General features: G+C 44.3%; 19 protein-coding genes. 4 read left to right on the plus strand and 15 right to left on the minus strand.

Annotated features, from left to right (window positions below):
- Positions 1-46 precede the first annotated feature (46 nt).
- Complete coding sequence (ppsR, locus tag RNZ41_RS05365; protein ID WP_007116642.1) at positions 47-931, minus strand: posphoenolpyruvate synthetase regulatory kinase/phosphorylase PpsR; 885 nt, start codon at positions 929-931, stop codon at positions 47-49.
- A gap of 446 nt (positions 932-1377) precedes the next feature.
- Here ppsR and ppsA point away from each other — a divergent pair, with 446 nt between their 5' ends.
- The gene (gene ppsA / locus RNZ41_RS05370) at positions 1378-3744 is read left to right on the plus strand and encodes a phosphoenolpyruvate synthase (RefSeq protein ID WP_007116643.1); all 2367 of its coding nucleotides are present in this window, start codon (positions 1378-1380) and stop codon (positions 3742-3744) included.
- A gap of 103 nt (positions 3745-3847) precedes the next feature.
- Here the strand turns inward: ppsA and RNZ41_RS05375 are convergent, their stop codons facing one another.
- The 7 genes from RNZ41_RS05375 to RNZ41_RS05405 all read right to left on the minus strand — a co-directional run bounded on the left by RNZ41_RS05375 (position 3848) and on the right by RNZ41_RS05405 (position 17099).
- Complete coding sequence (locus RNZ41_RS05375; RefSeq protein WP_314026747.1) at positions 3848-5968, minus strand: 2-oxo acid dehydrogenase subunit E2; 2121 nt, start codon at positions 5966-5968, stop codon at positions 3848-3850.
- Positions 5969-6049: 81 nt separating this feature from the next.
- The gene (gene aceE, locus RNZ41_RS05380; RefSeq protein ID WP_007116645.1) at positions 6050-8863 is read right to left on the minus strand and encodes a pyruvate dehydrogenase (acetyl-transferring), homodimeric type; all 2814 of its coding nucleotides are present in this window, start codon (positions 8861-8863) and stop codon (positions 6050-6052) included.
- 280 nt (positions 8864-9143) lie between these two features.
- On the minus strand, positions 9144-9839 hold the full coding sequence (locus RNZ41_RS05385) for a glutathione S-transferase (protein WP_314026748.1): 696 nt from the start codon (positions 9837-9839) through the stop codon (positions 9144-9146).
- Positions 9840-10011: 172 nt separating this feature from the next.
- Positions 10012-12840, minus strand: coding sequence for a DNA gyrase subunit A (gyrA, locus tag RNZ41_RS05390; RefSeq protein WP_314026749.1), 2829 nt, complete (start codon positions 12838-12840; stop codon positions 10012-10014).
- 482 nt (positions 12841-13322) lie between these two features.
- Positions 13323-14984 carry an alpha/beta hydrolase family protein gene (locus tag RNZ41_RS05395; RefSeq protein ID WP_314026750.1) on the minus strand — a complete coding sequence of 554 codons (1662 nt, stop codon included), beginning with the start codon at positions 14982-14984 and terminating at the stop codon, positions 13323-13325.
- Positions 14985-15152: 168 nt separating this feature from the next.
- Positions 15153-16082 (minus strand): CDP-diacylglycerol--serine O-phosphatidyltransferase, encoded by a 930-nt coding sequence (pssA, locus tag RNZ41_RS05400; RefSeq protein WP_314026751.1) that lies wholly within the window; start codon positions 16080-16082, stop codon positions 15153-15155.
- Between the two features lie 129 nt (positions 16083-16211).
- On the minus strand, positions 16212-17099 hold the full coding sequence (locus RNZ41_RS05405) for a 23S rRNA (adenine(2030)-N(6))-methyltransferase RlmJ (RefSeq protein ID WP_314026752.1): 888 nt from the start codon (positions 17097-17099) through the stop codon (positions 16212-16214).
- A 132-nt stretch (positions 17100-17231) separates the two neighbouring features.
- Between RNZ41_RS05405 and RNZ41_RS05410 the strand changes: the two genes are divergently transcribed.
- Positions 17232-17846 (plus strand): 2OG-Fe(II) oxygenase, encoded by a 615-nt coding sequence (locus tag RNZ41_RS05410; RefSeq protein ID WP_314026753.1) that lies wholly within the window; start codon positions 17232-17234, stop codon positions 17844-17846.
- Here RNZ41_RS05410 and RNZ41_RS05415 read toward each other — a convergent pair.
- Positions 17832-18446, minus strand: coding sequence for a LysE/ArgO family amino acid transporter (locus RNZ41_RS05415; protein ID WP_175405725.1), 615 nt, complete (start codon positions 18444-18446; stop codon positions 17832-17834). The two genes, RNZ41_RS05410 and RNZ41_RS05415, sit on opposite strands and share 15 nt — an antisense overlap.
- Before the next feature lie 196 nt (positions 18447-18642).
- Here RNZ41_RS05415 and dapE point away from each other — a divergent pair, with 196 nt between their 5' ends.
- Positions 18643-19881, plus strand: a complete 1239-nt coding sequence (dapE, locus tag RNZ41_RS05420; RefSeq protein WP_314026754.1) for a succinyl-diaminopimelate desuccinylase — start codon at positions 18643-18645, stop codon at positions 19879-19881.
- Positions 19882-20111: 230 nt separating this feature from the next.
- Here dapE and iscX read toward each other — a convergent pair whose 3' ends face one another.
- The 6 genes from iscX to RNZ41_RS05450 all read right to left on the minus strand — a co-directional run bounded on the left by iscX (position 20112) and on the right by RNZ41_RS05450 (position 25125).
- Positions 20112-20312, minus strand: a complete 201-nt coding sequence (iscX, locus tag RNZ41_RS05425; protein ID WP_314026755.1) for a Fe-S cluster assembly protein IscX — start codon at positions 20310-20312, stop codon at positions 20112-20114.
- A 12-nt stretch (positions 20313-20324) separates the two neighbouring features.
- Positions 20325-20837, minus strand: a complete 513-nt coding sequence (locus RNZ41_RS05430; protein ID WP_065252659.1) for an acyl-CoA thioesterase — start codon at positions 20835-20837, stop codon at positions 20325-20327.
- A gap of 88 nt (positions 20838-20925) precedes the next feature.
- Positions 20926-22314, minus strand: a complete 1389-nt coding sequence (locus RNZ41_RS05435; protein WP_095355761.1) for an NAD(P)(+) transhydrogenase (Re/Si-specific) subunit beta — start codon at positions 22312-22314, stop codon at positions 20926-20928.
- An 11-nt stretch (positions 22315-22325) separates the two neighbouring features.
- Positions 22326-22688: a proton-translocating transhydrogenase family protein gene (locus RNZ41_RS05440; RefSeq protein ID WP_050324454.1), complete on the minus strand. Its 363-nt coding sequence runs from the start codon at positions 22686-22688 to the stop codon at positions 22326-22328.
- A gap of 43 nt (positions 22689-22731) precedes the next feature.
- Positions 22732-23853, minus strand: a complete 1122-nt coding sequence (locus RNZ41_RS05445) for a Re/Si-specific NAD(P)(+) transhydrogenase subunit alpha (RefSeq protein WP_099833975.1) — start codon at positions 23851-23853, stop codon at positions 22732-22734.
- A 222-nt stretch (positions 23854-24075) separates the two neighbouring features.
- Positions 24076-25125, minus strand: a complete 1050-nt coding sequence (locus tag RNZ41_RS05450) for a ribonuclease Z (RefSeq protein WP_314026756.1) — start codon at positions 25123-25125, stop codon at positions 24076-24078.
- Between the two features lie 250 nt (positions 25126-25375).
- Between RNZ41_RS05450 and RNZ41_RS05455 the strand changes: the two genes are divergently transcribed.
- Positions 25376-25657 carry a subtilase-type protease inhibitor gene (locus RNZ41_RS05455; protein WP_314026757.1) on the plus strand — a complete coding sequence of 94 codons (282 nt, stop codon included), beginning with the start codon at positions 25376-25378 and terminating at the stop codon, positions 25655-25657.
- Positions 25658-25689: the final 32 nt, after the last annotated feature.

Raw genomic sequence — 25689 nt, forward strand, 5'->3', positions numbered from 1 at the left:
ATGAAATATAAAATACGATAAATTAACCGTATGTTAAGAAATTACATTAACCAATTCGACGTTTTAACCCCGTCATCTGTAAAATACGCGTCGCGATTTCTTCAATCGACATCGTGGATACATCAATATTTGGAATCCCTTGAGAAATATAAATACCTTGAATGGCGCGCAACTCCTGCTGACATTGCTGATAACTTGCATAGCGACTACCTGCACGGCGCTCGTTACGAATTTTTACCAGTCGATCGGTGTCAATCACCAAACCAAACAGTTTGTCACGGTAGGGCTTTAACGCTTTGGGCAACGAATTTTCATATAAATCATCTTCAGTCAACGGATAATTCGCCGCACGAATACCGAATTGCAACGCTAGGTATAAAGAGGTGGGCGTTTTGCCCGAACGTGACACCCCAATCAAAATAATATCTGCCGCATCATAATGGGTGGTACGCGCGCCATCATCATTATCTAAAGCAAAATGCACCGCATCAATACGTGATTTATAGTTCTCAGAATCGACATCCCCATGCGCATGACCGGTATGCGGTGCAGGTTGTACTTTGATTTCATCGGCAATTTTACTAATTAAGCCTTCATAAATATCCAAGTTAAAGGCATCTGCACCGTTGATTCGCTCACGAATCACAGGGTCAACGATTGTATCAAAGACTAGCGGCTTTACCCCATCACGTTGGTGGGCAAGATTGATTTGATTGACCGCTTCATCGGCGCGATCAAGGGTATCAACATAAGGAATAACCCGAGTCTCAAATGGTACCGTGGGAAATTGGCTTAAAATAGAACGACCTAGGGTTTCAGACGTAATCGCGGTACCATCGGAGATAAAAAACACACTTCGCAACGACTGCGAATTTGCAAAATTTAAGGCGTCTTTATTTTGAATCGTGGCTTTGATTTGCTCAATGGTCATGAAAAATTATCCAAAAAAATGACAAGCAGCGTCCATACTAATTTAAATTAACACTGGTTTAAACTCATACTGATGGTCAACCTCACACATTAACTGCGTTTTTGGCAGTGAATGTCCTCTATTAATGTCGTTATCAGTGCCGACACTATCGTTTGTCTTACAGGTCGAGAGTTTGTTATTATACGTGACTTGTAGGCTTTAATCTAACAAATCGATGCTTAATTTGCCTTAATTAGCCATCAGTTATTGTCATTGAAGGCTTATCTACGTTTTTTCTCCCCTTAAACTCAAAGATATCCCAGCAAAATTTTAGTTGAATTGTTGATCGCTGACAGTTTTTTTAAAATTATAAATTTTTTGCTAGAAAATCATTTTTTAAGATGAATTTTCTACGAAATACCGTTATAATCTTTTCAAAATAATCTTTATTTCACGGAGTTATCACCTTGAACGCACAAGTTATCTCACTCGACAAGTTAGGCAAAAACGACATTGACAAAGTAGGCGGTAAAAACGCTTCATTAGGTGAAATGATTAGTCACCTAACAGATTTAGGGGTAAGCGTACCAGGTGGTTTTGCAACAACGTCTGAAGCGTTTAACAAATTCTTAATCGGTACAGGTCTTCAAGACAAAATCAAAGACGCGCTTCAAGGTCTGGATGTGGATGATGTGGCGGCTTTAACTGCCACGGGCAAAAAAATCCGCGACATGATTATTGAGCAAGAGTTGCCTAAAGATTTGGAACAAGAAATCCGTGATGCTTTTGCCGAGATGAGCCAAGGCGAGGACATCGCTGTTGCGGTTCGTTCATCAGCGACTGCTGAGGATTTACCAGACGCCTCATTTGCTGGTCAACAAGAAACTTTCCTCAATATCCGTGGTATTGACAATATCTTGATTGCTATTAAAGAAGTCTTTGCTTCTTTATACAATGACCGCGCCATCGCTTACCGCGTTCACAAAGGTTTTGAGCACGCAGGTGTTGCCTTATCAGCTGGCGTACAACGCATGGTACGTTCAGAGACAGGCACTTCAGGTGTGATGTTCACCATTGATACCGAAAGTGGTTTTAATGACGTGGTATTTATTACCGCAAGCTATGGCTTGGGTGAAATGGTCGTGCAAGGTGCGGTGAACCCTGACGAATTCTACATTTCAAAAGCCTTGTTAAATGCCGGCAAACCTGCGGTTATTCGCCGCAACCTCGGCAGCAAACAACAAAAAATGGTTTATGCGGACGAGCACTCAGCCGGCAAATCAGTCAAAATAGTCCCAGTAGACAAAGCGGAACGCAACCAATTTTCACTGAGCAATGAAGAGTTGGTTGAACTTGCCAAACAAGCATTAATCATCGAAAAACATTATGGTCATGCGATGGATATCGAATGGGCAAAAGATGGTGACAGTGGCAAATTATTCATTGTGCAAGCACGCCCAGAGACAGTAAAAAGCCGTGAAAGCCAAAATGTCATGGAGCGTTACATCCTTAAAGAAAAAGGCGATGTCATCTGTGAAGGTCGTTCAATTGGTCAACGTATCGGCGCAGGTACTGTACGCGTGGTCAACTCAATCCATGAAATGGATAAAGTACAAGAAGGTGACGTCCTTGTGTCTGATATGACTGACCCAGACTGGGAACCCGTCATGAAACGTGCCGCTGCTATCATCACTAACCGTGGTGGTCGTACCTGCCACGCGGCAATTATCGCGCGTGAATTGGGCGTCCCTGCCATCGTGGGTTGTGGTAACGCCACTGACCTATTGACCGATGGTCAAGCAGTCACTGTATCTTGTGCAGAAGGTGATACCGGTTATATCTACGAAGGTCAATTGGACTTTGAAATCCAAAACAACTCAATTGAGTCAATGCCAGACTTGGCATTTAAAATTATGATGAACGTCGGTAACCCTGACCGCGCCTTTGGATTTGCCCAAATCCCTAATGAAGGGGTGGGTCTAGCAAGGTTAGAATTCATCATCAACCGTATGATTGGCGTGCATCCAAAAGCACTACTTAACATGAACACCCTACCACGCGAAATCGTACAAGCGATTCAAGAGCGCATGGCAGGTTATGCTTCACCGGTTGACTTCTACGTTGATAAATTGGTTGAAGGTATTTCAACCCTAGCGGTCGCATTTAAAGATAAAAAAGTTATCGTACGTATGTCTGACTTTAAATCGAATGAATATGCAAACTTAATCGGCGGTAAACTATACGAGCCATCTGAAGAAAACCCAATGCTCGGTTTCCGTGGTGCCAGCCGTTATGTGTCAGAAAATTTCCGTGACTGCTTTGAATTAGAATGTCGTGCATTAAAACGTGTTCGTGATGAAATGGGCTTAACCAACGTTGAGATTATGATTCCATTCGTACGTACGACAGAAGAAGCACGTAAAGTACTAGAACTGCTTGAGAAAAATGGTCTTAAACGTGGTGAAAACGGTTTACGCGTCATCATGATGTGTGAGTTGCCAACCAATGCCTTGTTAGCAGAAGAGTTTTTACAATACTTCGATGGTTTCTCAATCGGCTCAAACGATTTAACCCAGTTAACGCTTGGTCTTGACCGTGATTCGGGTATCGTATCTCAATCATTTGATGAACGTGACCCAGCGGTTAAAAAACTACTGAAAATGGCTATCGATGCCTGTAACGCACAAGGCAAGTATATCGGTATCTGTGGACAAGGCCCTTCTGACCATCCAGACCTAGCGATGTGGTTAATGGAACAAGGTATTACTTCTGTTTCATTGAATCCGGATTCGGTGTTAGACACTTGGTTCTTCTTAGCAAAAACCGAAAAATAAGCTTGTTGGCATTCATAAAGCCCTTAGTTTTGACTAAGGGCTTTTTTTGGGCATTAAAAAACCCAGCATGCACATGACACGCTAGGTTTTTTTGCGCTGCAATTTATAACAACACGCGGCGTGGATCTGCTAGTAATTTTGCAATATATCGGGTAAATACCGCAGCGTCCGCACCATTAATCACACGGTGGTCATACGATAATGACAACGGTAGCATTAAACGTGGCTCAAACTCGCCTTTGGTCTCATTCCAACGTGGCTGAATACTAGATTCACTGATGCCTAAAATCGCAACTTGTGGCCAATTAACCAGCGGCGTAAAATAAGTACCGCCAAGATTGCCTTGACTTGAAATCGTAAATGACGCGCCGGTTAACTCTTTGGCAGATAGTTTTTTATCACGCGCTTTTTTGGCAAGCTCACCGATTTCAATCGCTAGTTGTTTGATACCTTTTTGCTCTACACGTTGAATGACAGGGACTGTCAAACCCTCCTCGGTGGCGACGGCAAAGCCTAAATTCACAGATTTACGGATGATAATTTGGGTATTGTCATCGCTTAAATGGCTGTTAAATTTTGGATGTTGCATCAGCGCGTAAGCGGTCACTTTCATGATGAAAGCCAGAATAGTTAGACTCACGCCTTCTTTTTTCATCTCATCTTTTAGGTCGCCACGCAATTTTTCAACATCGGTAATATCTGCCAAATCAAACTGGGTGACTTGTGGCAAATAGGTATTGTAATTAAGCTGCGGAATTGAGACTTTTTGTAGACGGGTCAAATCTTGGCGCTCAATTTCTCCCCAAATTTCCGTTTTACTCATATCGGGTAAATTAGGTAATCCTGAGCGAGCCGCTGATGGCGCAGATATATTATTTGCTGCTGCAGCTGTGCTAACTGCTTTTATTGTATTTTTGACATAAGCAAACACGTCTTCTTTGACAATACGCCCATTAGCGCCTGTGCCAGTCACCTCGCTGACATCAACACCCAATTGGCGCGTAAGTTTGCGCACCGCAGGCCCTGCATAAACCGCGGCGTTTTTGGCATTGATTTGCGACTCAGACAGTTTTGACTGTGAACTTGACTGGATAGCTGTTGTGGTAGCGCTATTAGTTGCAGTTGACGCGGTATTTTGCGTTTTAGCGACTTCTTGCTGAGCAGTATTGGTGGTCGCTTGTGGCTGTGATGCTGAACTTGATGCTGATTGCACTGACCCCACCGCTTCAATTACAACAAAGTCTTGACCATTGATGACGGTATCGCCAGCGTTAACCAGTAATTCAGCCACTTTACCTGCGACTGGCGAAGGGACTTCCACCGAGGCTTTATCAGATTCTACCAACAACAATGGCTGTTCTGCTGTGACCTCATCGCCTACTTTGACCATCCATTCACTAATCTGTGCCGACTCTACCCCAAGATCAGGCAAACCAAAGGTTTGTTTACCAGCGGGGGTGGATGATTGAGGCGCAGATACCGTTTGAGCGGGTGGCTCATTTTGGTTTGCGGCTGAAGTGGCTTGACTGGCGGCTTGTTCTGATGGGTCACTAGCTAATGGCTGTTGCGAAGCTGCTTGGGAGGTCATCACGATAAAATCTTGACCATTGGCGACCGTATCACCTGCATTGACTAAAAATTTGACAATTTTTCCACTGACAGGTGCCGGTACTTCGACCGATGCTTTATCGGATTCGACCAATACCAGCGGTTGTTCAGCAGTGACAGTATCACCTTCTTTGACCAACCACTCACTAATTTCTGCGCTATCTACCCCCAAATCTGGCAATGTATAAGTTGCTTCAGCCGATGTAGATGTGGGCTGTGATTGGTTTGACGCAGCCATAGACGGCGCTTGCGATGAAGTCGCATTAGCCTCTTTAGCCTCTTTAGCCTCTTTAGCCTCTTTAATTTCTCCAGCTTCGTTAGATTGGGCTGCTTGTTGGTCTGTCTGTTGCGCAGATTGCTCTACGGGTGTAGTGTTGGATTGGCTATTGCCTGCACTGTCGATGGTGAGAATCACATCACCTTCTTTGACCTTATCGCCGATTTGGATACTAATCGCTGTAATAGTCCCTGCTGATGTCGCAGGTACTTCCACAGAGGCTTTGTCAGACTCTAATAAGACAATGTTATCGTCCACATTGATGACATCGCCGACTTTGACCATAATTTCGCTGACTTCAGCGCTATCAACGCCTAAGTCGGGAACTTTGATTTCCATGGGTTTATCCTTAAATTTTTATTTTTACTAAGTGGGCAATCAGCCGCTAATACGTGGCTGATTACCTACTATTAATTTCTCTTATTCAGGTTTGTCGTTAAGAATTGGCGCATCGGCTTTATCTTCTGCTTTGCCGTCTGCTGAAATCGCTTCATCATCCTCTTCAACCAAGGTTGGTACAGGTTTTGGATTCGCGCCTAAAATCGCTGGTGCATCTGGGGATTGGTCGATTTGTACTTGAGGATACCAAGCAGGTGAAGCATCGGCATCAATACCCAAGCTACTAATCGCATCTTTGACCAAACGCGCATCAACTTCACCTTCATCTGCCAATAGTTTAAGCGTTGCTACCACAATGTGGGCGGCATCTACTTTGAAGTAACTACGTAATTGGCGACGACTATCCGAACGACCGAAACCATCGGTACCTAAGGTGGCATACGGACGACTGTCTGGTAGGTAGGCGCGGATTTGTTCAGAGAAAATGCGCATATAGTCGGTGGCAGCGACCACAATACCTTCATGCTGTGCAAGTTGTTCAGTAACCCAAGGCGTACGCTGTTCATCTAGTGGGTGCAAACGATTGTACTCATCACATGCCATGCCTTCACGGGTGAGTTCATTAAAGCTTGTGACACTCCACACGTTGGCATTGATATTGAATTCTTCAGCTAGAATTTGCGCGGCTTTTTCAACCTCACGTAAAATCACGCCTGAACCTAGCAATTGCACTTGTTTTGAACCATTATCTTTGAGCAAGTACATGCCTTTTTTGATGCCTTCTTCTACCCCTGTTGGCATGGCTGGTTGCTCGTAGTTTTCATTCATTAAGGTGATATAATAGAAAACCCGTTCGCCTTCACCATACATACGGCGCAGACCATCTTGTACGACCACCGCTAGCTCATAACCATAACATGGGTCATAAGTGACACAGTTTGGCACCGTGTTAAATAGAATCAACTGATGACCATCTTGGTGCTGTAAGCCTTCGCCATTAAGTGTGGTACGACCTGCGGTACCGCCAAGCAAGAACCCTTGCGCCTGCATATCGCCTGCCGCCCAAACTAAATCACCGACGCGTTGGAAACCAAACATCGAATAATAGATATAAAAAGGAATCATCGGCAACGCATTGGTTGAATAACTGGTCGCTAACGCAATCCACGCACTCATCGCACCCGCTTCATTAATGCCTTCTTCAAGCATGTGACCGTCTTTGGCTTCTTTATAACCCATCAAGGCTTCATGGTCTTCAGGGGTATAATTTTGACCCGATGCCGAGTAGATACCCAATTGGCGGAACATACCTTCAAGACCAAAAGTACGGGCTTCATCAGGAACAATCGGCACCACACGCTCTTGCAGCGCTTTATTTTTTAGCAGTGCGGCTAGCAAGCGTACAAATACCATGGTGGTAGATTGTTCTTTGCCTGCACTACCTTGTAGTAATTTGTCAAAAATCTCCAATCCTGGGACATCGAGTGGAATATGACCACTACGGCGATTGGGCAAATGTCCGCCCAGTGCTTGACGGCGACCTTTAAGGTATTGGATTTCAGCAGAATTTTCATCAGGACGATAAAACGGCAATTCTTCAAGCTGCGAGTCAGTAAATGGCAAATCAAAACGGTCACGGAAGTATTTTAATGAATCAATTTCGAGTTTCTTGATTTGGTGGGTTTTGTTGACCGCTTGGCTTTGGTTAGATAAGCCATAACCTTTGACGGTTTTAACCAAAATCACTGTGGGCTGACCTTTGGCTTTCATGGCTTCACTAAATGCGGCATACACCTTCATCGGGTCGTGACCACCACGGTCTAAATTTTGGATTTCTTGGTCGGTCCAATCTTTGACCATCTCAGCAAGTTCTGGGTATTTACCAAAGAAATAGTCACGGACAAATTTACCATCACGCGCTTTATAGACTTGGTATTCACCATCGAGGGTCTCAAGCATACGGTGTTTGAGCGCGCCTGTATGGTCTTTATCTAGCAGCGTATCCCATTTACCACCCCAAATGACTTTAATTACCCGCCAGCCTGCACCGCGAAACACAGATTCAAGCTCTTGGATGATTTTACCGTTACCACGTACCGGACCATCTAGACGCTGTAAGTTACAGTTAATCACCCAAATCAAATTTTCTAGGTTCTCGCGACCGGCTAGTGAGATAGCACCTAAGCTCTCAGGCTCATCGGTTTCACCATCGCCCAAGAATGCCCAAATCTTGCGACCTTCTTTTGGAATCAAGCCACGATTTTCAAGATATTGATGCACATGCGCGTGATAAATCGACATGATTGGGCCTAAACCCATTGACACGGTTGGGAACTGCCAATAGTCAGGCATCAAATAAGGGTGTGGGTAGCTAGATAACCCTTTGCCGCCTACTTCACGGCGAAAATTCGTTAGCTGCTCTTCAGTCAATCGACCTTCTAAAAATGAGCGAGCATACATCCCTGGCGAACCGTGACCTTGGTAATAAATCATATCACCGCCAAAGCTTTCACTCGCTGCGCGCCAAAAATGGTTAAAACCTGTTTCGTATAACGTCGCGCTAGAGGCAAACGTCGCTAAGTGACCGCCTAAGTCGTCGTCATTTTTGTTGGCACGCATCACCATCGCCACCGCATTGTAACGAATGATAGCGCGAATTTTACGCTCGAGAGTTAAATCACCGGGATACGAAGGTTGATCTTCTACAGGAATAGTGTTGATGTAAGCGGTGTCAAGGCGATTAACGCGTAACCCTTCTTGTACCGCCTTATCATAGATGGCTTTTAGTAAAAAAGTGGCACGTTTTTTTCCCACTGACTTGATCACCGAATCAAAGGCATCAAGCCATTCTTGGGTTTCTTGACTATCAGGGTCTTTAAAATACTGATATTGCATTTTTCGTTCCTTCTGGCAATGGCATCCATCCATGGAAATAACCTAGAATGGAGCTAGGTTGTAAACGACTCAAAGTATTCAACTATTAGACACAAAACATTGTTATAAATAGCGATAGCAATATTTTACATGAAAAAAATATTTATGTATTTTCGCTAATTTTTAATAGGTATTTAGCTATGAAATAAAGGTGAAAAAGACAACTGTTTTTTCTGACCGCGTAGTAAATTTATTGACAAGGTAAAGCAATAAAAGCATTAAGTCGCTTGACAGTCAACCATCAACACTTATCAACCGCTTTATGATAAGCTGGGCGAGCTTGGCATTTTTTTAGCCAATTGTGAATATTGGCGTATTTTGCCTCTAAACTATGGGTTTCTAGCATGGCGTTTATGCCAAATTCAAGCTGTATATCAGCGCCGCTAAATTGGTTGCCAGCAAGCCATTCATTACTACCCAAATGCTTATCTAGCATTTTGAGCTGTTCGGTTAATGAATGATTCAGGTAAGATTTGTCTATCCCTGATTTGAGTAATTTTGCCACTTGCTTGATACCTATCGGTGATTTTTCTATCATGGTAGCAAATATTAGTCGGATAATAAGCAAGGGCATCAACGAGCTTTCGGTAAAATGCAGCCAATATCGATACTGTTCATACGCCTCACTGCCATAATCCGGGCGAAATTTTTTATTCAGCACCAAGTGTGAGATTGGCTGTGCATCTTGCTGGTCGGTTGGCTGGTCATAGTTATCAATCAAATACTCAATGATATTGGCCGATTCAATCAGCGTTTTTTCATTATCTTGCAGGATAGGTGCCTTACCCATCGGATGAATTTTTTGCAAAGACTTGGGCGCCAAACCATGATGGCGTTCATACTTGGTTAACTGATAAGGCAGTTCTAATTCCTCTAATAGCCAAAGAATTCGGAATGAACGTGATTTTTCAAGGTGGTGTAGATGCAGTTTTGACATGGGTATACTCGTCTTATAATGTAATAGGATTGTTGGAACAAGGTAATTTTAAATTTTATAAGGCTTTAAACTTGCTGGCTGTTGCGAAATTGTAGAATTCAGCGAAAAAAACCAGCTTATTGATTGATAAGCTGGTTTGATAAAGCGAGGTTACAAATAGCAAGGCTACAAATTAGTCATCTAGCTGTTGTGCATCGGCTTCTAGTAAACCATCTTGCCGCAGCGCTTCAGACAACTCGATGTCTTGTAAATCAGCGCTGTGCAAATCCGCACTGTCTGGTAAATCAGCGCTGTCTTGCGCGATATTGTCAGCCAATTCTGACGCTACAATATCTTCGTCCAGCTCATCTTCACTACCGCCTTCAACCAAAGCAATAGATACCAATGATTCATCTGGTGAAATACGAATCAGGGTAACCCCTTGTGCATTCCGACCTGTTTGCGCGATTTGTCCGACAGGTGTACGCACCAGCGTGCCTGCATCAGAAATCAGCACAATATCATCAGCATCGGTTACCGCTAACGCCTGCACCAGCTCGCCATTACGCGCCGTGGTTTTGATGGCGATCATGCCTTTACCACCCCGACCTTTGACAGGGAAATCAGAGACAGGAGTACGTTTACCAAAGCCACGCTCACAAGCACATAAAATCTCGCCTTGCTGTGGGGCAACAACCAACGACACCACACGGCTAACCGCAACGACACTATCATTGTCTTGGTCATCGTGACTATCGTCTTCAAGCTCGGTGTCCTCGTCTTCTATACCTTGATTGGCCAGTAGCGTCACCCGCATACCGCGTACCCCTTTTGCGGTACGACCCATCGCACGGATTTTACTTTCATTAAAGCGAATGGCTTTACCTTCATTGGAAAATAACATGATGTCTTGCTCGCCATCGGTAATGGCAACGCCAATCAAGTTATCGCCGTCATTGAGTTCAACAGCGCGAAGTCCGTTGGCGCGAAGATTTTTAAATTGTGACAATTGGACGCGTTTTACCATACCCGATGCGGTTGCAAAGAACACATAGCTATTGTCATTTTGCTTGGCGTCTTCGGTCACAGGTAAGATGGCGGTGACTTTTTCATCGGCATCGAGCGCAATCAAATTGACCATCGGACGGCCACGCGAACCACGGCTGGCAATAGGCACTTCAAACACTTGCAACCCAAACACACGACCCCGATCGGTAAAAATCATCACATTGTTGTGTGTCGATGTGACCACCATATGGTCAATGACATCGTCTGCTTTCATGGCAGTGGCTGACTTGCCTTTACCACCGCGTTTTTGGGCGATATAGTCGCTGATAGGCTGGGTTTTGGCATAACCTGTACGTGAAACAGTCAACACAACGGTTTGTTCAGGAATCAAATCTGCACGGCTAAAGTCACTGCGGCTATCGACGATTTGGGTTTTGCGCGCATCGCCAAAATCCTCACGAATTTGGATTAATTCGTCTTTGATGACTTGCATTAATTGGTCAAAGTTATCCAAAATGCTTTGTAATTGCGCAATGAGTGCCAAGATTTCTTTGAATTCTTGCTGTAGCTTGTCTTGCTCTAGCCCTGTTAAACGGTGCAGCTGCATATCCAAAATAGCATTGACTTGGTCAGGCGATAGACGATAATGTTGGTTGTCATCAATCAGTCCATATGGGGCGTTTAGGTCTTCGCCTTCAATCACATCAGGGCGAATCGAATGGCTGCCTGCTGCCTCTAACATAGCAATTACGCCACCTGACTGCCAAACATTGCTAAGTAGGTTATCGCGGGCTTCTTGGCGGTTTGCCGATGCCTTAATAGTGTCAATAATACGGTCAATGTTGGCAAGGGCAATCGTTAGTCCTTCGAGCAAATGACCACGCGCCTGCGCTTTTTTGAGTTCAAAAATAGTACGGCGAGTGACAACCTCTTGGCGGTGACGCACAAAGGCGGCAATTAAATCACGCAACGTCATGATTTTAGGTTGACCTTCATCTAAGGCAACCATGTTAATGCTAAAACTCGATTCTAAAGGCGTTTGGATAAATAGATTGTTAACGATGACTTCCGCGTTTTCACCGCGTCTTAAATCAATGGCGATACGCATGCCGTCTTTATCTGACTCATCGCGAATCTCGCTAATGCCCTCAAGTTTTTTATCGCGTACCAATTCTGCGATTTTTTCAATCAGTTTTGCTTTATTGGTTTGATACGGAATCTCGGTAAATACAATACGTTCACGTTCTTTATTGGCGCCCGTTTCACTCATCGGTTCGATGTGATATTTGCCGCGCAAATGCAAGCGACCTTTACCGGTGCGATAAGCATCGACAATGCCTGAGCGACCATAAATAATACCGCCTGTTGGGAAATCAGGACCGGTGATATGCTGCATAAGCATTTCACCCGAGATGTGCGGATCATCGGCATAGGCCAAACAGGCATTAATCACTTCCGTCAGATTATGTGGCGCCATATTGGTCGCCATACCCACCGCAATCCCTGTGGCACCATTGACCAGCAAATTTGGAATACGGGCTGGCATGACGCTTGGCATTTGCTCCGAGCCATCATAGTTTGGTTCCCAATCCACGGTGTCTTTATCCAAATCACCCAGCATTTGGTGAGTGAGTTTTTGCATGCGCACTTCAGTATAACGCATCGCTGCGGCAGGGTCATCATCCACTGAGCCAAAATTACCTTGACCATCGATGAGCATATAGCGCATAGAGAAAGGCTGCGCCAAACGTACAATCGCGTCATAAACTGCGGTATCGCCATGTGGGTGGTATTTACCGATAACATCACCGACCACACGCGCCGATTTTTTGTAAGGTTTGTTAAAGTCGTTTGATAATTCATGCATCGCGTATAACACACGGCGATGAACAGGTTTCAGCCCATCACGCACATCAGGTAAAGCACGGGAGACAATTACGCTCATGGCATAGTCGAGATAAGATTGTTTTAATTCATCGACGATGCCAATCGGGCTAACGGAATCGGTGGACATGCACGCTCCTTTTATCAAGCTACTTAAATATATGAGTCATCTTATTTATTTTACTTTTCAAGGCGATGGCTAACTTAAAAGCACTGCGCAATGTAAAGGCAATGCGCATTTTTGACCAAAAGTTGCAAAAAACCCCAATCAAAACCTTTGGAAAAGTAACACAGATGATGTTATATTTTTAGGATAGTAAAAAGGAATAATTATAGCATAAAACGCATGATTTAGCAGTTAACTCACCGCCAAATGTCGACGGTAATATCAAAATATCATGCTTTGACGGGTGTTATTTTACCCCCATGATAAGCTACCCAAATTTAACCAGCTATCTTAATCAACTATTGTAATAATTAATAATCTATAAAATAAACTGTCTAATGACAAAGCCTGTTGATAAACAGGCTTTGTTAAATGGGTATCAGTTAAGTGCGTGTTGGTTAATTGGCTATAGCTTCAGGCTATCGCCAATTTAGAACTGGCTAAACTTAGAACTGGCTAAACAATGTCTGTGCCACACCCATACAATACGGCGTGACTAAATCATGATATTGCATAGCAACGGCTTGTGATGGATTGCCCCCGTTGGCAGCCGCATTTGCCGCAATATTTTGCACTTTACTAGCAAATCCTGCCTGCATTTTTTCTGACTGAGACTGGATGCTATTATTGTTGACGGTATCAAAACCTAACGTTTGATAAATCGGTTTTTGACGCGTGGCGCGATTGGTGATATCAATATCAATAATTCCCAACTTGGTCGTGCTAGTTTTGTTAGTATCTGTGTCCCAGAGCGTTTTCATCAAGCTACTATTGACGTCAAAGAACACCCACGGATCTTGGTTGCCACCACACATAATGACAGGCATTGTGGGCAAATAGCCGCGCAGGTCATTGGCTTTTAATGCTTTACGTAGTGGATGTTCAGGTGCTGTGGCAGGCACTGGGCTATAGTTGGTATTGCCTTGTAAATAAGGGACTGCCCAATCGATATTTTTTTGGGCATCCGCCAAGTACCCTAAACGGTAGTCATTTTTGACTAAATACTGCGTCGTGTCAAAGCCAAAGCTAAATGCTGGGTCAGACGGTGATATCGCATCGAGCGTTGGATTGCCCGTTGGGGCTTTTTGAAACATCGCTGAGGCAGGCAATTTGCCACTTGAAATTAGCTGCTCAGTCATACTGGTGCTAGGCAATAGCGAGGGGATTTCATCGGCATTGGCTGGCGCAAACATGTCACTGGGTTTGGTATAAATATTGCCATACTGCTCTTGATAGTTGCGAGCCATCAGCGGGACAAAAAAAGTCGCACCGAGCATGACTTTGCCACCAAATACCACATCACCAAAGGCTTCCATGGCATAGGGTCCAGAAATTGGCAGTGCTGCTGTCACAGGTTCTTTGAGCGTTTCAAGATAGCGCGTGGTTGCCATAGTGACATAGCCACCTTGAGAATAACCTGTGATAAACAATTTGCCATTGTCAGCGACATTGGTTGCACTGCCTGTGCGGCGTACCACTTCCCTGCCTGCTTTTAACGCATCTGCCATCTCGCGTGACTGCTGCTGGGCATTGAGGTACGGATGATAAGCTAGGCTTGATTTGTCATAACCTGCATAATTGGGTGAGACAACCACATAGCCTTGCCCTGCAAACAAAGCCGCTAACAATGTCGCCGCCGGTCCTGCTTCATTGTTGGCATTACCCACTTCTGCAAAATTATAGGCTTTGGTCGTTGCCGTACCATGGGCATTGAGTACAATGGGTCGATTGCCACTACAGCTTGCATCCGTGCCTGTCGGAATAAACACAGCACCCGTCGCATCGGTCTTATTACCTTTGACATCGACGGTATCATATTGCATGTATTCTACACGCACACCGCACTTGGGCGTGGCTGCAACTTTGCTAAAATCGGGATCTGTGGTATTAAATAACTGGGTTAAGGCGCTGGCGGTGAGATTTTTGGTCGTTAATGGATCTTTGATTAAATTACCTGTGGGCAGTGAAGCAACGCCTGTTTTGGCAGGTGGCGTTGTAGTGGAATCATTATCGCTACCACAAGCGGCTAAGGTTGATGCCAAACACACGGAGATAAAAATTTTGGTTAGGTTAAAAGCAGGGTGGATTAAATCAGACTGACGGTGCATCTCATACTCCTTATGAGGAAATTAATGGTTCATATTCTTGAACAACGCATCATATTACCCAAAAAAAACGGGCATGAAAGCGATACACTCATTATGCCAGTTTTTATACTATTTGAACATCCGTTTCTAAAAAAAATTACTACTGAAACAAAAAAACCTAAAGTAGCGCTAAACAGGTTTGCGTTTAAGCTTGCTCCAAACCGCAGTTACTGGGCCCGATAAGGCGTAAATCACGCTAATCGCCAGCAGTCCTGCAGGAATATTATACAGCACGATACCGAGCGCAAACACAATCAAAATCAATGCCACAAACGGGACACGCTTTTTATCAAACTCTTTAAAGCTATAGTATTTTAAATTACTCACCATCAAAAAGCCCGCAACCACTACCCAAATGGCTGCCAAAATTTGAAAAGCGGGACTGATCACAGGCAATTCAACTTGCCAATCCATATGCACCATCACAAACGTCGTGACTAAAATAGCGGCTAACGGACTTGCTACCCCGACAAAGTATTTTTTATCAACGACACCAATTTGTACATTAAAACGCGCCAGTCTCAGCGCCGCACAGGCAGCATACACAAAGGCGCAAGCGATACCAATACGCCCCAACGGCTCTAACGCATAATGATAAATCAATAACGCAGGCGCCAGTCCAAACGCGATGCAGTCGGCTAGCGAATCTAGCTGCTCGCCAAAGGGACTTTGTGCATTGAACAGCCTTGCCGCCCGACCATCTAACCCATCTAGCAATGCCGAGATAAAAATCGCCACACAGGCACGCATATAATGCCCTTCCCCCAACGCGCTTTGGGTAATCGAATAAAATGCCGCAAGCAGCGACAATAGCGTAAATGAATTGGGAATTAAATAAACGCCTTTTTGCGCAATCGTTTTGTCAGCGACACGCGCATTTTCAATGACTTCAAAGGTGAGCCCATCATAGTCATCGGTTTCTGCCAATTCACGGTTACGCTGATGCTCAAGCTGAATCGGATTGATATCCTTAGTGTGCTGTTGCGGCTGTTGCGGCTGTTGTAATGCGTCGATGGGCGTCTTGATAAGGGTTGGTTGGTTATTATTATCGTTATTCATTGATTATCCTTGCAGGTTGTCTCTTGCAGGTCGTCTATAATAAATCGTTTATTGCTAGGTGCATCGATCTCGGTAACAAATTGCAAAATTTGGCGGGTTTTGTGACTACTTAACCCGCCAAGTGTGACATTATTCGCCAACCAACCATTGTACTTTGGTGCGCTGTTCTACGCTCATTTGTGGGCTTTCAGGATGCTGCAAAATTGGCTGTAGATATTGCAAAATCTCTTCGGCTTTAGCATCAAATTGCCACGGTGGGTTAATCACCAACATGCCCGTCCCATTTAAACCCATCGGCAAATCGGGTGGGAAAATATTCAGCTCAAGCACCAACTGACGGCGGATTTCAGTACGTTTCATTTTTTTATAAAACAGTTCAACCGCATCGTTGTTTTTGATGGGGTACCAAAGAGCCAACACCCCGGTTGACCATTTTTTATGCGCTTTGACCAATAAATCTACCAATGCGCTAAAATCACGGTGTTCCTGTTCAAAAGGGGGATCGATTAAAATCAAACCACGTTTTTCTTGCGGTGGTAGCACCGCCAAAATCCCTTCATAGGCATTGCGATGTTGCACGCCAATGGGCAATTGGTGCAGTTGGTAGTTGAGTGCATCAAACTCGTTGGCTTGCCATTCAAACGCTTCGGCGCGATTGTTAATCTCTGGGTGAGCGTCTTGTTGTTTTTCGATGTGATGGGCAATAAACCAAGGCGAACCTGGATACACATGCTTATCGTAGAATTTTTTGGCGTAGCCAATATCTTGTAGATAAGTTTGCACCGCCTGTGGCGCTTGACTGTTATCTTGTGCTAGCAGTTTGGTAATGCCATGAATGGCTTCACCGGTTTTTTTGGCTTCATCACTGGCCAGTGAATACAAACCGCGACCACCATACGCATCCAAAATATAATAAGGTTTTGGCTTGGCGCTCATCATCTCAAGTAATTGGAGTAATAAAACGTGTTTTACCACATCAGCGAAGTTGCCCGCGTGGTAGCTGTGTTGATAATTCATAATAAATTTTTCGTAAACAAATTAGCAGGTATGGTAGCATAGCTATCAAAAATTGGCGAAGTTTTTGCTACAAGTTTTTGCTAAAAACTGCCCAGTTAAATGTTAAACAATGCTGAAGGAAACACAGTGCACATGCCAGAGTTGAATTTTATCCTGCCCAACTGGTTTGAAAAAATAAATGATGCACAGCTTGATGGTCTGGTTAATGACGGATTTATCGTGCTAGATGACTGTTTTGACGTCAATTTTTTGCAGGCGTTACAAAAAGAGAGTGGCTTGATTGATTACCAAGCCGCCAATTTGACGCAGGGTGAGCGAATCACTAGCATTCGCGGGGATAGCACCCGCTGGATTGATGAGCACTGTCCGATGGGTATGCAATATCTACAAGCGATTAACGAGCTCGCGCAATTTTTTAATCAAACCTTATACACAGGCATTCGCCGTAGTGAAGCCCATTATGCCCGCTACCCTGCAGGGTTTGGTTATCAGTGGCATTCAGACAACCCGCAAGGACGTGATGAACGTGTATTATCGGCGGTTTTTTATCTCAATGAGGGTTGGGGCGCGCACGATGGCGGTGAAATTGTCGTCATCGATCAGCATGACAGACAGCAACAATTACAGCCCCAAGGTAACAGATTGGTGATTTTTAATAGTAACTTAGTCCATCAAGTCGCAATCACCCATCGTGAACGCTTCTCCATTGCCACTTGGATGAGAAAAGATGGGTTAATTGGCCAGTAATAAACTTGCCGCAATCCCCCACATCACAATCCCGATGAGGATATCAAGAATTTTCCAAGACAGGGGTTTGGCAAATAGCGGCTGCAGCACACGCGCACCATAACCCAAACTAAAAAAGAAGATAAACGATGATAAAATTGCACCCAACGCAAACGCCAGTTTATCGGTAACCTGTGATGCAATCGTCCCAAGCAAAATCACCGTATCTAAATACACATGGGGATTGAGCCAAGTAAATGCCAAGCACATGGCAATCACCTGTTTTAAATTACCAACGTCTTCACCCTGCGCCACGAGCGATTGGTTTGATTGATAAGCGGCAATAAAACTTCGGGTACCATACACAATTAAAAACAACGCCCCTGCGTATTTTGCGATGGTGATAATCAGCGGAAATTGCGAAATCAGCTTGCCAAAACCAAACACGCCACCCGTAATCAACACCGCATCAGATAACGCGCAAATCAAACACACGATAAACACAAATTGTTGTTTTAGCCCTTGTTTAAGCACAAACGCATTCTGTGCCCCAATCGCCAAAATTAACGAAAAGCACACGCTCATGCCCATTAAAAAAGTAGAGATATTCATCGGTACCACAAGTCCCCAGTAACATTCGCAAAAAACACAAAAAAGCTCAGTAAGAAAAAAGCATAGCGAGAAAAAAAGCGTATTGTAGCCAAAATGCTAAGCGATTGCGAACAATGCGACCCGCTAAGGCGCTAATTTATGCTAATATGCAGCGCAAATAAGCGAGCTTTTTGAGAGATTTTTGAGAGATTTTAAGGAAACAACAATGACCGATTTTGCCAGTAACGCCACTGATTTAGACCACCTTCAAGCGCAAACCTTAGCACTAAGTTTACAGTTGATGCGCGAGCCATCAGTGACGCCAACTGACCTTGACTGTCAAAATATACTGGCTGAGCGGCTTAACCAGCTCGGCTTTGATTGTGAGTTTTTATACTTTGGTGAAAAAGGCGCGACAGGACGCGAAGCAGAAGTCAAAAATTTATGGGCAATCCGTCAAGGTCGTGGGCAGGCGCAGGCGCCCGTATTATGCTTTGCAGGACATACCGATGTCGTGCCCACGGGGGATGTCAGCCAATGGACCTATCCGCCATTTAAGCCTACTATCAAAGATGGCATACTGTATGGGCGTGGTGCTGCAGACATGAAAACAGCGATTGCGGCATTTACTGTCGCTGTTGAAAATTTTGTCGCCAAGCACCCCAATCATCACGGCTCAATTGCTTTCTTAATCACCGCTGATGAAGAAGGTCCTTCGGTCAACGGTACAATCAAAGTGGTGGAAACATTGCAATCGCGCAACCAACCCATAACCTATTGCTTGATTGGCGAACCCTCTAGCACTCACACATTGGGCGATATCATCAAAAATGGTCGCCGTGGCTCGCTTGGCGCCGTTGTGACAGTCACTGGCAAACAAGGTCATGTTGCCTACCCGCATTTGGCAGTGAACCCTATTCATTATGCCTTGCCAGCCCTATCCGAGCTTTGTAGCCAAACTTGGGACAATGGCAATGCGTATTTTCCCGCCACCACCCTGCAAATCTCCAACCTTAATGCAGGCACTGGGGCTAACAATGTGATTCCTGCAACTTTAAGCGCTGAGTTTAATTTTCGTTTTTCAACTGAGACCAACGATGAGAAACTTAAAGCGACCACCCATGCGATTTTTGACAAGCATTTTCAAGACGGTGCAGCCAGTTATCACATCAATTGGAAATTATCAGGCAACCCATTTTTGACGCCGCAAGGCAACCTCGTCGGCGCCTGTCAATCCGCGATTAAAGCCGTGACAGGGACAGATACAGAGCTGTCAACCACAGGCGGCACTTCAGATGGTCGTTTTATCGCAACGCTGAATGTTGACAATAGGTCGCCTGAAGTGGTTGAGCTTGGCGTGCGTAATGCAACCATCCACCAAATTGATGAGTGTGTAGCAGTTGAAGACTTGGGCAAACTTGCCGCAATTTATGAGCAAATATTACAAAACTTACTGTTAAACTAAATACTGTTAACCTACATATGGCATGCTAACAGCCCAGTGATACGGCTAATTTTGCTGGGGTTGGCAATCTTCGTGAGGTTGGCAAATGATTATTTACCCAAGCCAAATGACATCAAAGACCATTACTTTTTGGCTGACGCATTAAGCAAACGCGAGTCATTTTTCATGGGTAAATTAATTTAGCTGCTGCTCATTAACAATCTAGTATGAAGAAGAACCTAGCATTCAGCTTAATCTAGTTCGTCTAGCCAAGCCATTTGAATCGCTTCTAGTTGCTTTTCAGTCGATTTGGTTGGGTCATCGCCAAATTCTTCTAATTGCGTCACATACCGATGCAAATCGGTAAAACGAATATATTGCACGTCTTCATCAGGGTATTTTTCAGAAAGTAGAATGGCAATTTCTAATGTGTCGTTCCATTTGAGGGACATATTTTTCTCCAGTTACTTGATGGGGGTGAGTTTTTTGATTTCGTTAAGATTGTCTTGCCAAGTTTTGATGACAGGATGAGCTTGTTCATCTTGCTGTACAATGACGCTGGTCGGTTGCACTTGCCCATCTAGCATCAATACAATTTTGGTCAATGCCACCACATTTAAGTCATTTTTGACCCAAAACTCGTGGCGAAAATACAGATATTTTTTATCCCAAGCCAATAATTGACTGCGAAGCGCCAATTTATCAAACAAAAAGCTTTCTTTAATGTAAGTTAATTGTTGCGATGCAATCACCCAACCTAGCTTGTCCGTTGGGCGTTGCTGCATCAACCACTGTTGGATGTTAAGCTCAATAAAGCTTAAGTAGCGATAATTAGGCACATGGTGACGAAACCCCATATCATGTGGCAAAATCCGGTAGTGGCGGATGATCGCATCGCTATAGCTTGGTTTAGATGACTTTGCTTTATCGGATTTTAGCATCAAGCATAAGATAAGATAACGAAGTAATAAATTCATGAATTTTCCTTGTGATATCCGCCTAATTATAGCAAATAAAAAACCCTGACTAAACTGATTAGTCAGGGTTGATTGAAGTCAAAAAAACTTAGTGACCTGTACCATTGATATGGCGAATCATGTCTTCCACCACTTTTTTGGCATCGCCAAAGATCATCATGGTTTTGTCCATGTAGAACAAGCTATTATCAAGACCTGCGTAGCCGGCACTCATTGAGCGTTTGATGACCATCACTGTTTGCGCTTTGTTTGCTTCAAGAATTGGCATACCAAAAATCGGTGAGTTTGGATCGTCTTTTGCCGCTGGGTTGACCACGTCATTGGCACCGATAATCAGCACAACGTCAGTACCTGCAAAGTCGGAGTTGATTTCATCCATTTCTAAGATGTCTTCATACGGTACATCTGCTTCAGCCAATAGTACGTTCATATGACCTGGCATACGACCTGCCACGGGGTGAATCGCAAAACGCACGTCCACGCCTTCTTCTTTGAGCATTTCATAAAGCTCTTTTACCGCATTTTGCGCACGGCCTTGCGCCATACCATAACCTGGCACAATGACGACACTGCTAGAGTTTTCCATCATAAAGGCGGCATCTTCAGGTGAGCCTGTACGGTAAGTTTTGGGTCCGGTATCTTCTTCTGTCGCAGCGGCTGAGCTGCTTGACATACCGCCAAACAATACGTTCAGCAGTGAACGGTTCATGGCTTTACACATAATGTAGGACAAAATCGCCCCAGATGAACCCACCAGCGAACCTGCGATAATCAGCATTGAGTTGCCTAGGGTAAAACCGATACCGGCTGCCGCCCACCCAGAGAATGAGTTGAGTAGCGATACCACCACAGGCATATCACCGCCACCAATCGGCGCAATCCACATCCAGCCAAAAATAATAGCCAGAATGGTCATGGCATAAAACGCTGGCATGGATTGGGTGGTGAAATACATAATACCAAACGCTAACATCGCGATGAACAATAGCGCTTGGACAGGTTTTACCCAAGTGCCTTTAAGCGTCTTTGCCCAGCTTTTTGCCGCCAATTTACCAAAAGCAAACATTGATGCTGAAAAGGTAATTGCACCAATAAAACAGCCCACAAACAACTCAAACCGCGCGATGGTGCTATGCTCGACGCCGGTATGCAACACGCTCGCCAGTGCAATGGCAACTGCCGATAGACCGACTAAAGAGTGCATCAAAGCCACGGTTTCTGGCATTTGCGTCATGGCGACAGTGCGTGCTTTCCAAGTACCAACCACAGCTCCTAGCACCATCGCGCCAACAATTAATACAAATACCGGACTGGGTGCTAAAAAAAAGGTAGTGATAATAGCAATCGCCATACCTATCATACCGAATCGGTTACCACGGATGGCGGTTTTTGGGCTTGATAAACCCCGTAAGGTTAAAATAAATAGCACCGCACCAATCAAATAAAACCAATCCGCATGTTGGGCGACCCAATTCAAATTCTCATTCATCAAGCATTTCCTTCTTTGTTTGGCTCAGCTTTGGCTTTTTTATCTTTTGATTTAAACATCGCAAGCATACGTTCCGTCACCGAAAAACCACCAAAAATATTGATGCTGGCTAGAAATACCGCAAACGCCCCCAATAAGCTGGTTGGGGTAAACATATTGCCATCGATGCTGACGGTCTGCAGCATGGCACCGACGATGACAATACTGGATAATGCATTGGTCACCGCCATGAGTGGGGTATGCAGTGCAGGTGTTACCCCCCAAACCACGTAATAACCCACAAAAATAGCCAAAACAAAGATACTAAAGATTGCCACAAATGGGGTGGCAGATGTCGCAGACGCTAATAGGGTCAATAACATAAAACCTCCTAACCTCGATAGGTAAAATTAAATGAAAATTAGGTTAGCGACTGGCTAACAATACTTGACCTTGGCTAGTAACCAGCAAGGCTTTTTGGATTTCATCTTCTGGATTGAGCGCAAACACTTTATTGTCATCCATCAAGGTTGCAAAAAAGTTATATAAATTATTGGCATACAATGCCGATGACTGCGCCGCCAAGGTTGATGGAATATTGGGCACACCCATGATGGTGACACCATTTGGGGTAATGATATTTTGTCCAACCACTGAGCCTTCCACGTTACCGCCTGTTTCCACGGCCATATCAAGTAGAATTGAGCCAGATTTCATTTTATCGATGGTAGCTTGGTGGATCAAACGCGGGGCATTGCGACCCGGAATTTGAGCCGTGGTAATCACGATATCTGCTTGGCTGACTGCTTTATCGACAACCGCGGCTTGGTCTTTGATATATTGCTCAGACGGTGTCCAAGCATAGCCGCCTGTGTCTTTGGCTTTGGCTTTTTCCTCATCGCTCATGGGAACATCGAGCCATTTACCACCGACTGACTCCACTTGATCACGCACGGTGGGACGTAAGTCACTGGCTTCCACAACCGCTCCCAAACGACGCGCGGTGGCAATCGCTTGCAAACCCGCGACGCCCACGCCTAGGATGACAATACGCGCAGGTTTCACCGTACCTGCCGATGTCATAAACATGGGGAAAGGACGACCAAACTGGTTAGCAGCCAAAATCACCGCTTTATAACCTGCCAAGTTGGCTTGGGATGACAGCACATCCATGTTCTGTGCTCGCGACAAAGTTCGCGGCAATAGCTCCATGGCATACACTTTGGCATGGCGATTGGCATAGTCCTGCAAATTGGCATTGCGATACGGATTCATCATGCCGATGACAATCGCTTCTTGTTTTAGCTGGTTGATTTTTTCAATCGGCAAGCTATTGACCGTGAGCACCACATCACTTGTTGAGATCGCATCATCAACAATTTGCGCCCCTGCTTGTTCCAACGCATCATTGGTAATAAACGAACCTTTACCCGCATCACGTTCGACCACAATACTGTGACCCAACTTGATGAACTTTTTGATGGTATCGGGGGTAATCGCAATCCGATTTTCATATAATGCAGTCTCTTTTGGTACACCAATTTGCATACACTCTCCTCAAGCGGTTCGGTTGAATTCTCAATCCACAACTGACAATTAGCTAAGACAGTTATAAATTAAAAAAATGATAATTAAATTACCATAAATATAATTAATTATGCAAAACAATTCTAGACAAGATAACAAGTAAATTTGACTGACGCGTATAAAAAAAAGTTATCAATAAAAATTTTTACAAAATTTTCTTTTAACAAGATAGCTTTTTGAGGGTTAGTTTATTTGCGTATTGCGTTTTTTAACGTTGCCATTGTCGATTTCAAATTCATCAAAATCTTGCGCAAGCCAAAAGTTACCTTGATAACTGGTAGCAACTTCTGCCCGAATATCTGACATATTTAAAGTTTTGCTACCAGGTTTATCAAAAGGTTGAAAACGCGCGCTAAAATGGGTCAAAATCAGGTTTTTTAATTGTGACAGCTGCGCAAACTCAGCAACTTGCTTGGCGGTTGAATGCATGGGGTCAAAATAATGAGTGGCTAATTTTCGTTTATCAGCAATTGCTTGGGTATAGGTCGCCTCGTGTACTAGCACATCGGTATCTGATATGGCATCGGCTAATAGCTCAGGTGAGTCATTGTCGCCTGCGACTATCAGCACGGTTTTATGCAGCGTGGTGGTGACAAAATCCGCGGATTTTAGCAAGGTGTTATCATCTAGATTGACGTCAATACCGTATTTAAGTTTGCCCCATAGCCGTTTATCTACCACGTTAAGCTCGGTGAGTTTTTGGGTTAGTAAGGTTTTTTTGGACAGTCGCTGAGTGAATTTAAAGGCATGGCTAAGGATACGGTGTGATAGCGCAATCACATCAACTTGTAGCTGATGGTCGTCTGTCAAATCCAGCGTGATAGGTTGGTAACTATCGTCCTGCACTCTATCGTCAATGGCGATAAAATTAATGTCAAAACTTATCATCAGTGCTGTCGTGGCTTGCACGGCGGCAAGATAATCAGCAATGGCTTGTGGGGCGATGACGGTTAATGGGTGCTTGCGATCATTCATCGCCATACTTGCCAGTAAACCTGGCAAGCCATAACAGTGGTCGCCATGCACATGGGTGATGCAAATCAATTCTAACTGCATCACGGACAACGGGGTTTTGAGTAATTGATGCTGCGTGGCTTCCCCACAGTCCACCAATATCCAAGGAACATTTTTTGCTTTGCTATAAGGATTGATGAGTGATACAGCAAGTGCGGTAACGTTGCGGTGTTTGGTGGGTATCCCTGCAGATGTGCCCAAAAAAGTGAGTGTTAACATGATTGCCTCATGATTAAACGTGTTTTACATCGTTATAGTGAATGTTTATCAATTTAACTATAAAATAAAATGCGCTAACAAATTTCACGCATGGCTTTACCCGTTTACGTTTTAAAAATTTGGTAACAGATAGTAGCAATAATAATTTGGCAAGCGGGTTATTATTGAAGATGATTTCACTGAGTTTTGGTATACTCAGTGCGACTTGTATCACCTCTATATCACCTACTGAACACAATAAGGAAATGCTATGTTCAAGTTTTTTACCCCACTCTGTTTCTCATTAAGTTTATTTGGCTGCCAAGCTGTTAGCCCAGCTCAGCAAAACCCCAAACCTATGCCTCAGCCAATTAAGAAACCTGAGATGATGTGCACCATGCAATATGATCCTGTGTGCGTCAAAACTGTCAATAATGGCATCGTCCGCTATCAAACCTATGGCAACGCTTGTATGGCAAATAATGGCGTCAATGCTATGGACAAGACTATGAGTGTCACCAAAGGTGCTTGTGAGTCAGAGACTAGCAAGTGACTGAGTTAGTAAGTGACTGAGTTAGCAAATAG

The sequence above is a fragment of the Moraxella sp. DOX410 genome (assembly GCF_032248735.1).
GTDB classification, from domain to species: Bacteria; Pseudomonadota; Gammaproteobacteria; order Pseudomonadales; family Moraxellaceae; genus Faucicola; species Faucicola tetraodonis.

Bases quoted from the DNA above. Each gene is read 5' to 3' on its own strand.
- RNZ41_RS05395 (WP_314026750.1), bottom strand. From the start codon at position 14,984: ATGCACCGTCAGTCTGATTTAATCCACCCTGCTTTTAACCTAACCAAA.
- RNZ41_RS05405 (WP_314026752.1), bottom strand. From the start codon at position 17,099: ATGAATTATCAACACAGCTACCACGCGGGCAACTTCGCTGATGTGGTA.
- dapE (WP_314026754.1), top strand. From the start codon at position 18,643: ATGACCGATTTTGCCAGTAACGCCACTGATTTAGACCACCTTCAAGCG.
- RNZ41_RS05450 (WP_314026756.1), bottom strand. From the start codon at position 25,125: ATGTTAACACTCACTTTTTTGGGCACATCTGCAGGGATACCCACCAAA.
- RNZ41_RS05440 (WP_050324454.1), bottom strand. From the start codon at position 22,688: ATGTTATTGACCCTATTAGCGTCTGCGACATCTGCCACCCCATTTGTG.
- gyrA (WP_314026749.1), bottom strand. From the start codon at position 12,840: ATGTCCACCGATTCCGTTAGCCCGATTGGCATCGTCGATGAATTAAAA.
- pssA (WP_314026751.1), bottom strand. From the start codon at position 16,082: ATGAATAACGATAATAATAACCAACCAACCCTTATCAAGACGCCCATC.
- RNZ41_RS05375 (WP_314026747.1), bottom strand. From the start codon at position 5,968: ATGGAAATCAAAGTTCCCGACTTAGGCGTTGATAGCGCTGAAGTCAGC.
- RNZ41_RS05410 (WP_314026753.1), top strand. From the start codon at position 17,232: ATGCCAGAGTTGAATTTTATCCTGCCCAACTGGTTTGAAAAAATAAAT.
- RNZ41_RS05385 (WP_314026748.1), bottom strand. From the start codon at position 9,839: ATGTCAAAACTGCATCTACACCACCTTGAAAAATCACGTTCATTCCGA.
- RNZ41_RS05445 (WP_099833975.1), bottom strand. From the start codon at position 23,853: ATGCAAATTGGTGTACCAAAAGAGACTGCATTATATGAAAATCGGATT.
- RNZ41_RS05430 (WP_065252659.1), bottom strand. From the start codon at position 20,837: ATGAATTTATTACTTCGTTATCTTATCTTATGCTTGATGCTAAAATCC.
- RNZ41_RS05455 (WP_314026757.1), top strand. From the start codon at position 25,376: ATGTTCAAGTTTTTTACCCCACTCTGTTTCTCATTAAGTTTATTTGGC.
- aceE (WP_007116645.1), bottom strand. From the start codon at position 8,863: ATGCAATATCAGTATTTTAAAGACCCTGATAGTCAAGAAACCCAAGAA.
- iscX (WP_314026755.1), bottom strand. From the start codon at position 20,312: ATGTCCCTCAAATGGAACGACACATTAGAAATTGCCATTCTACTTTCT.
- ppsR (WP_007116642.1), bottom strand. From the start codon at position 931: ATGACCATTGAGCAAATCAAAGCCACGATTCAAAATAAAGACGCCTTA.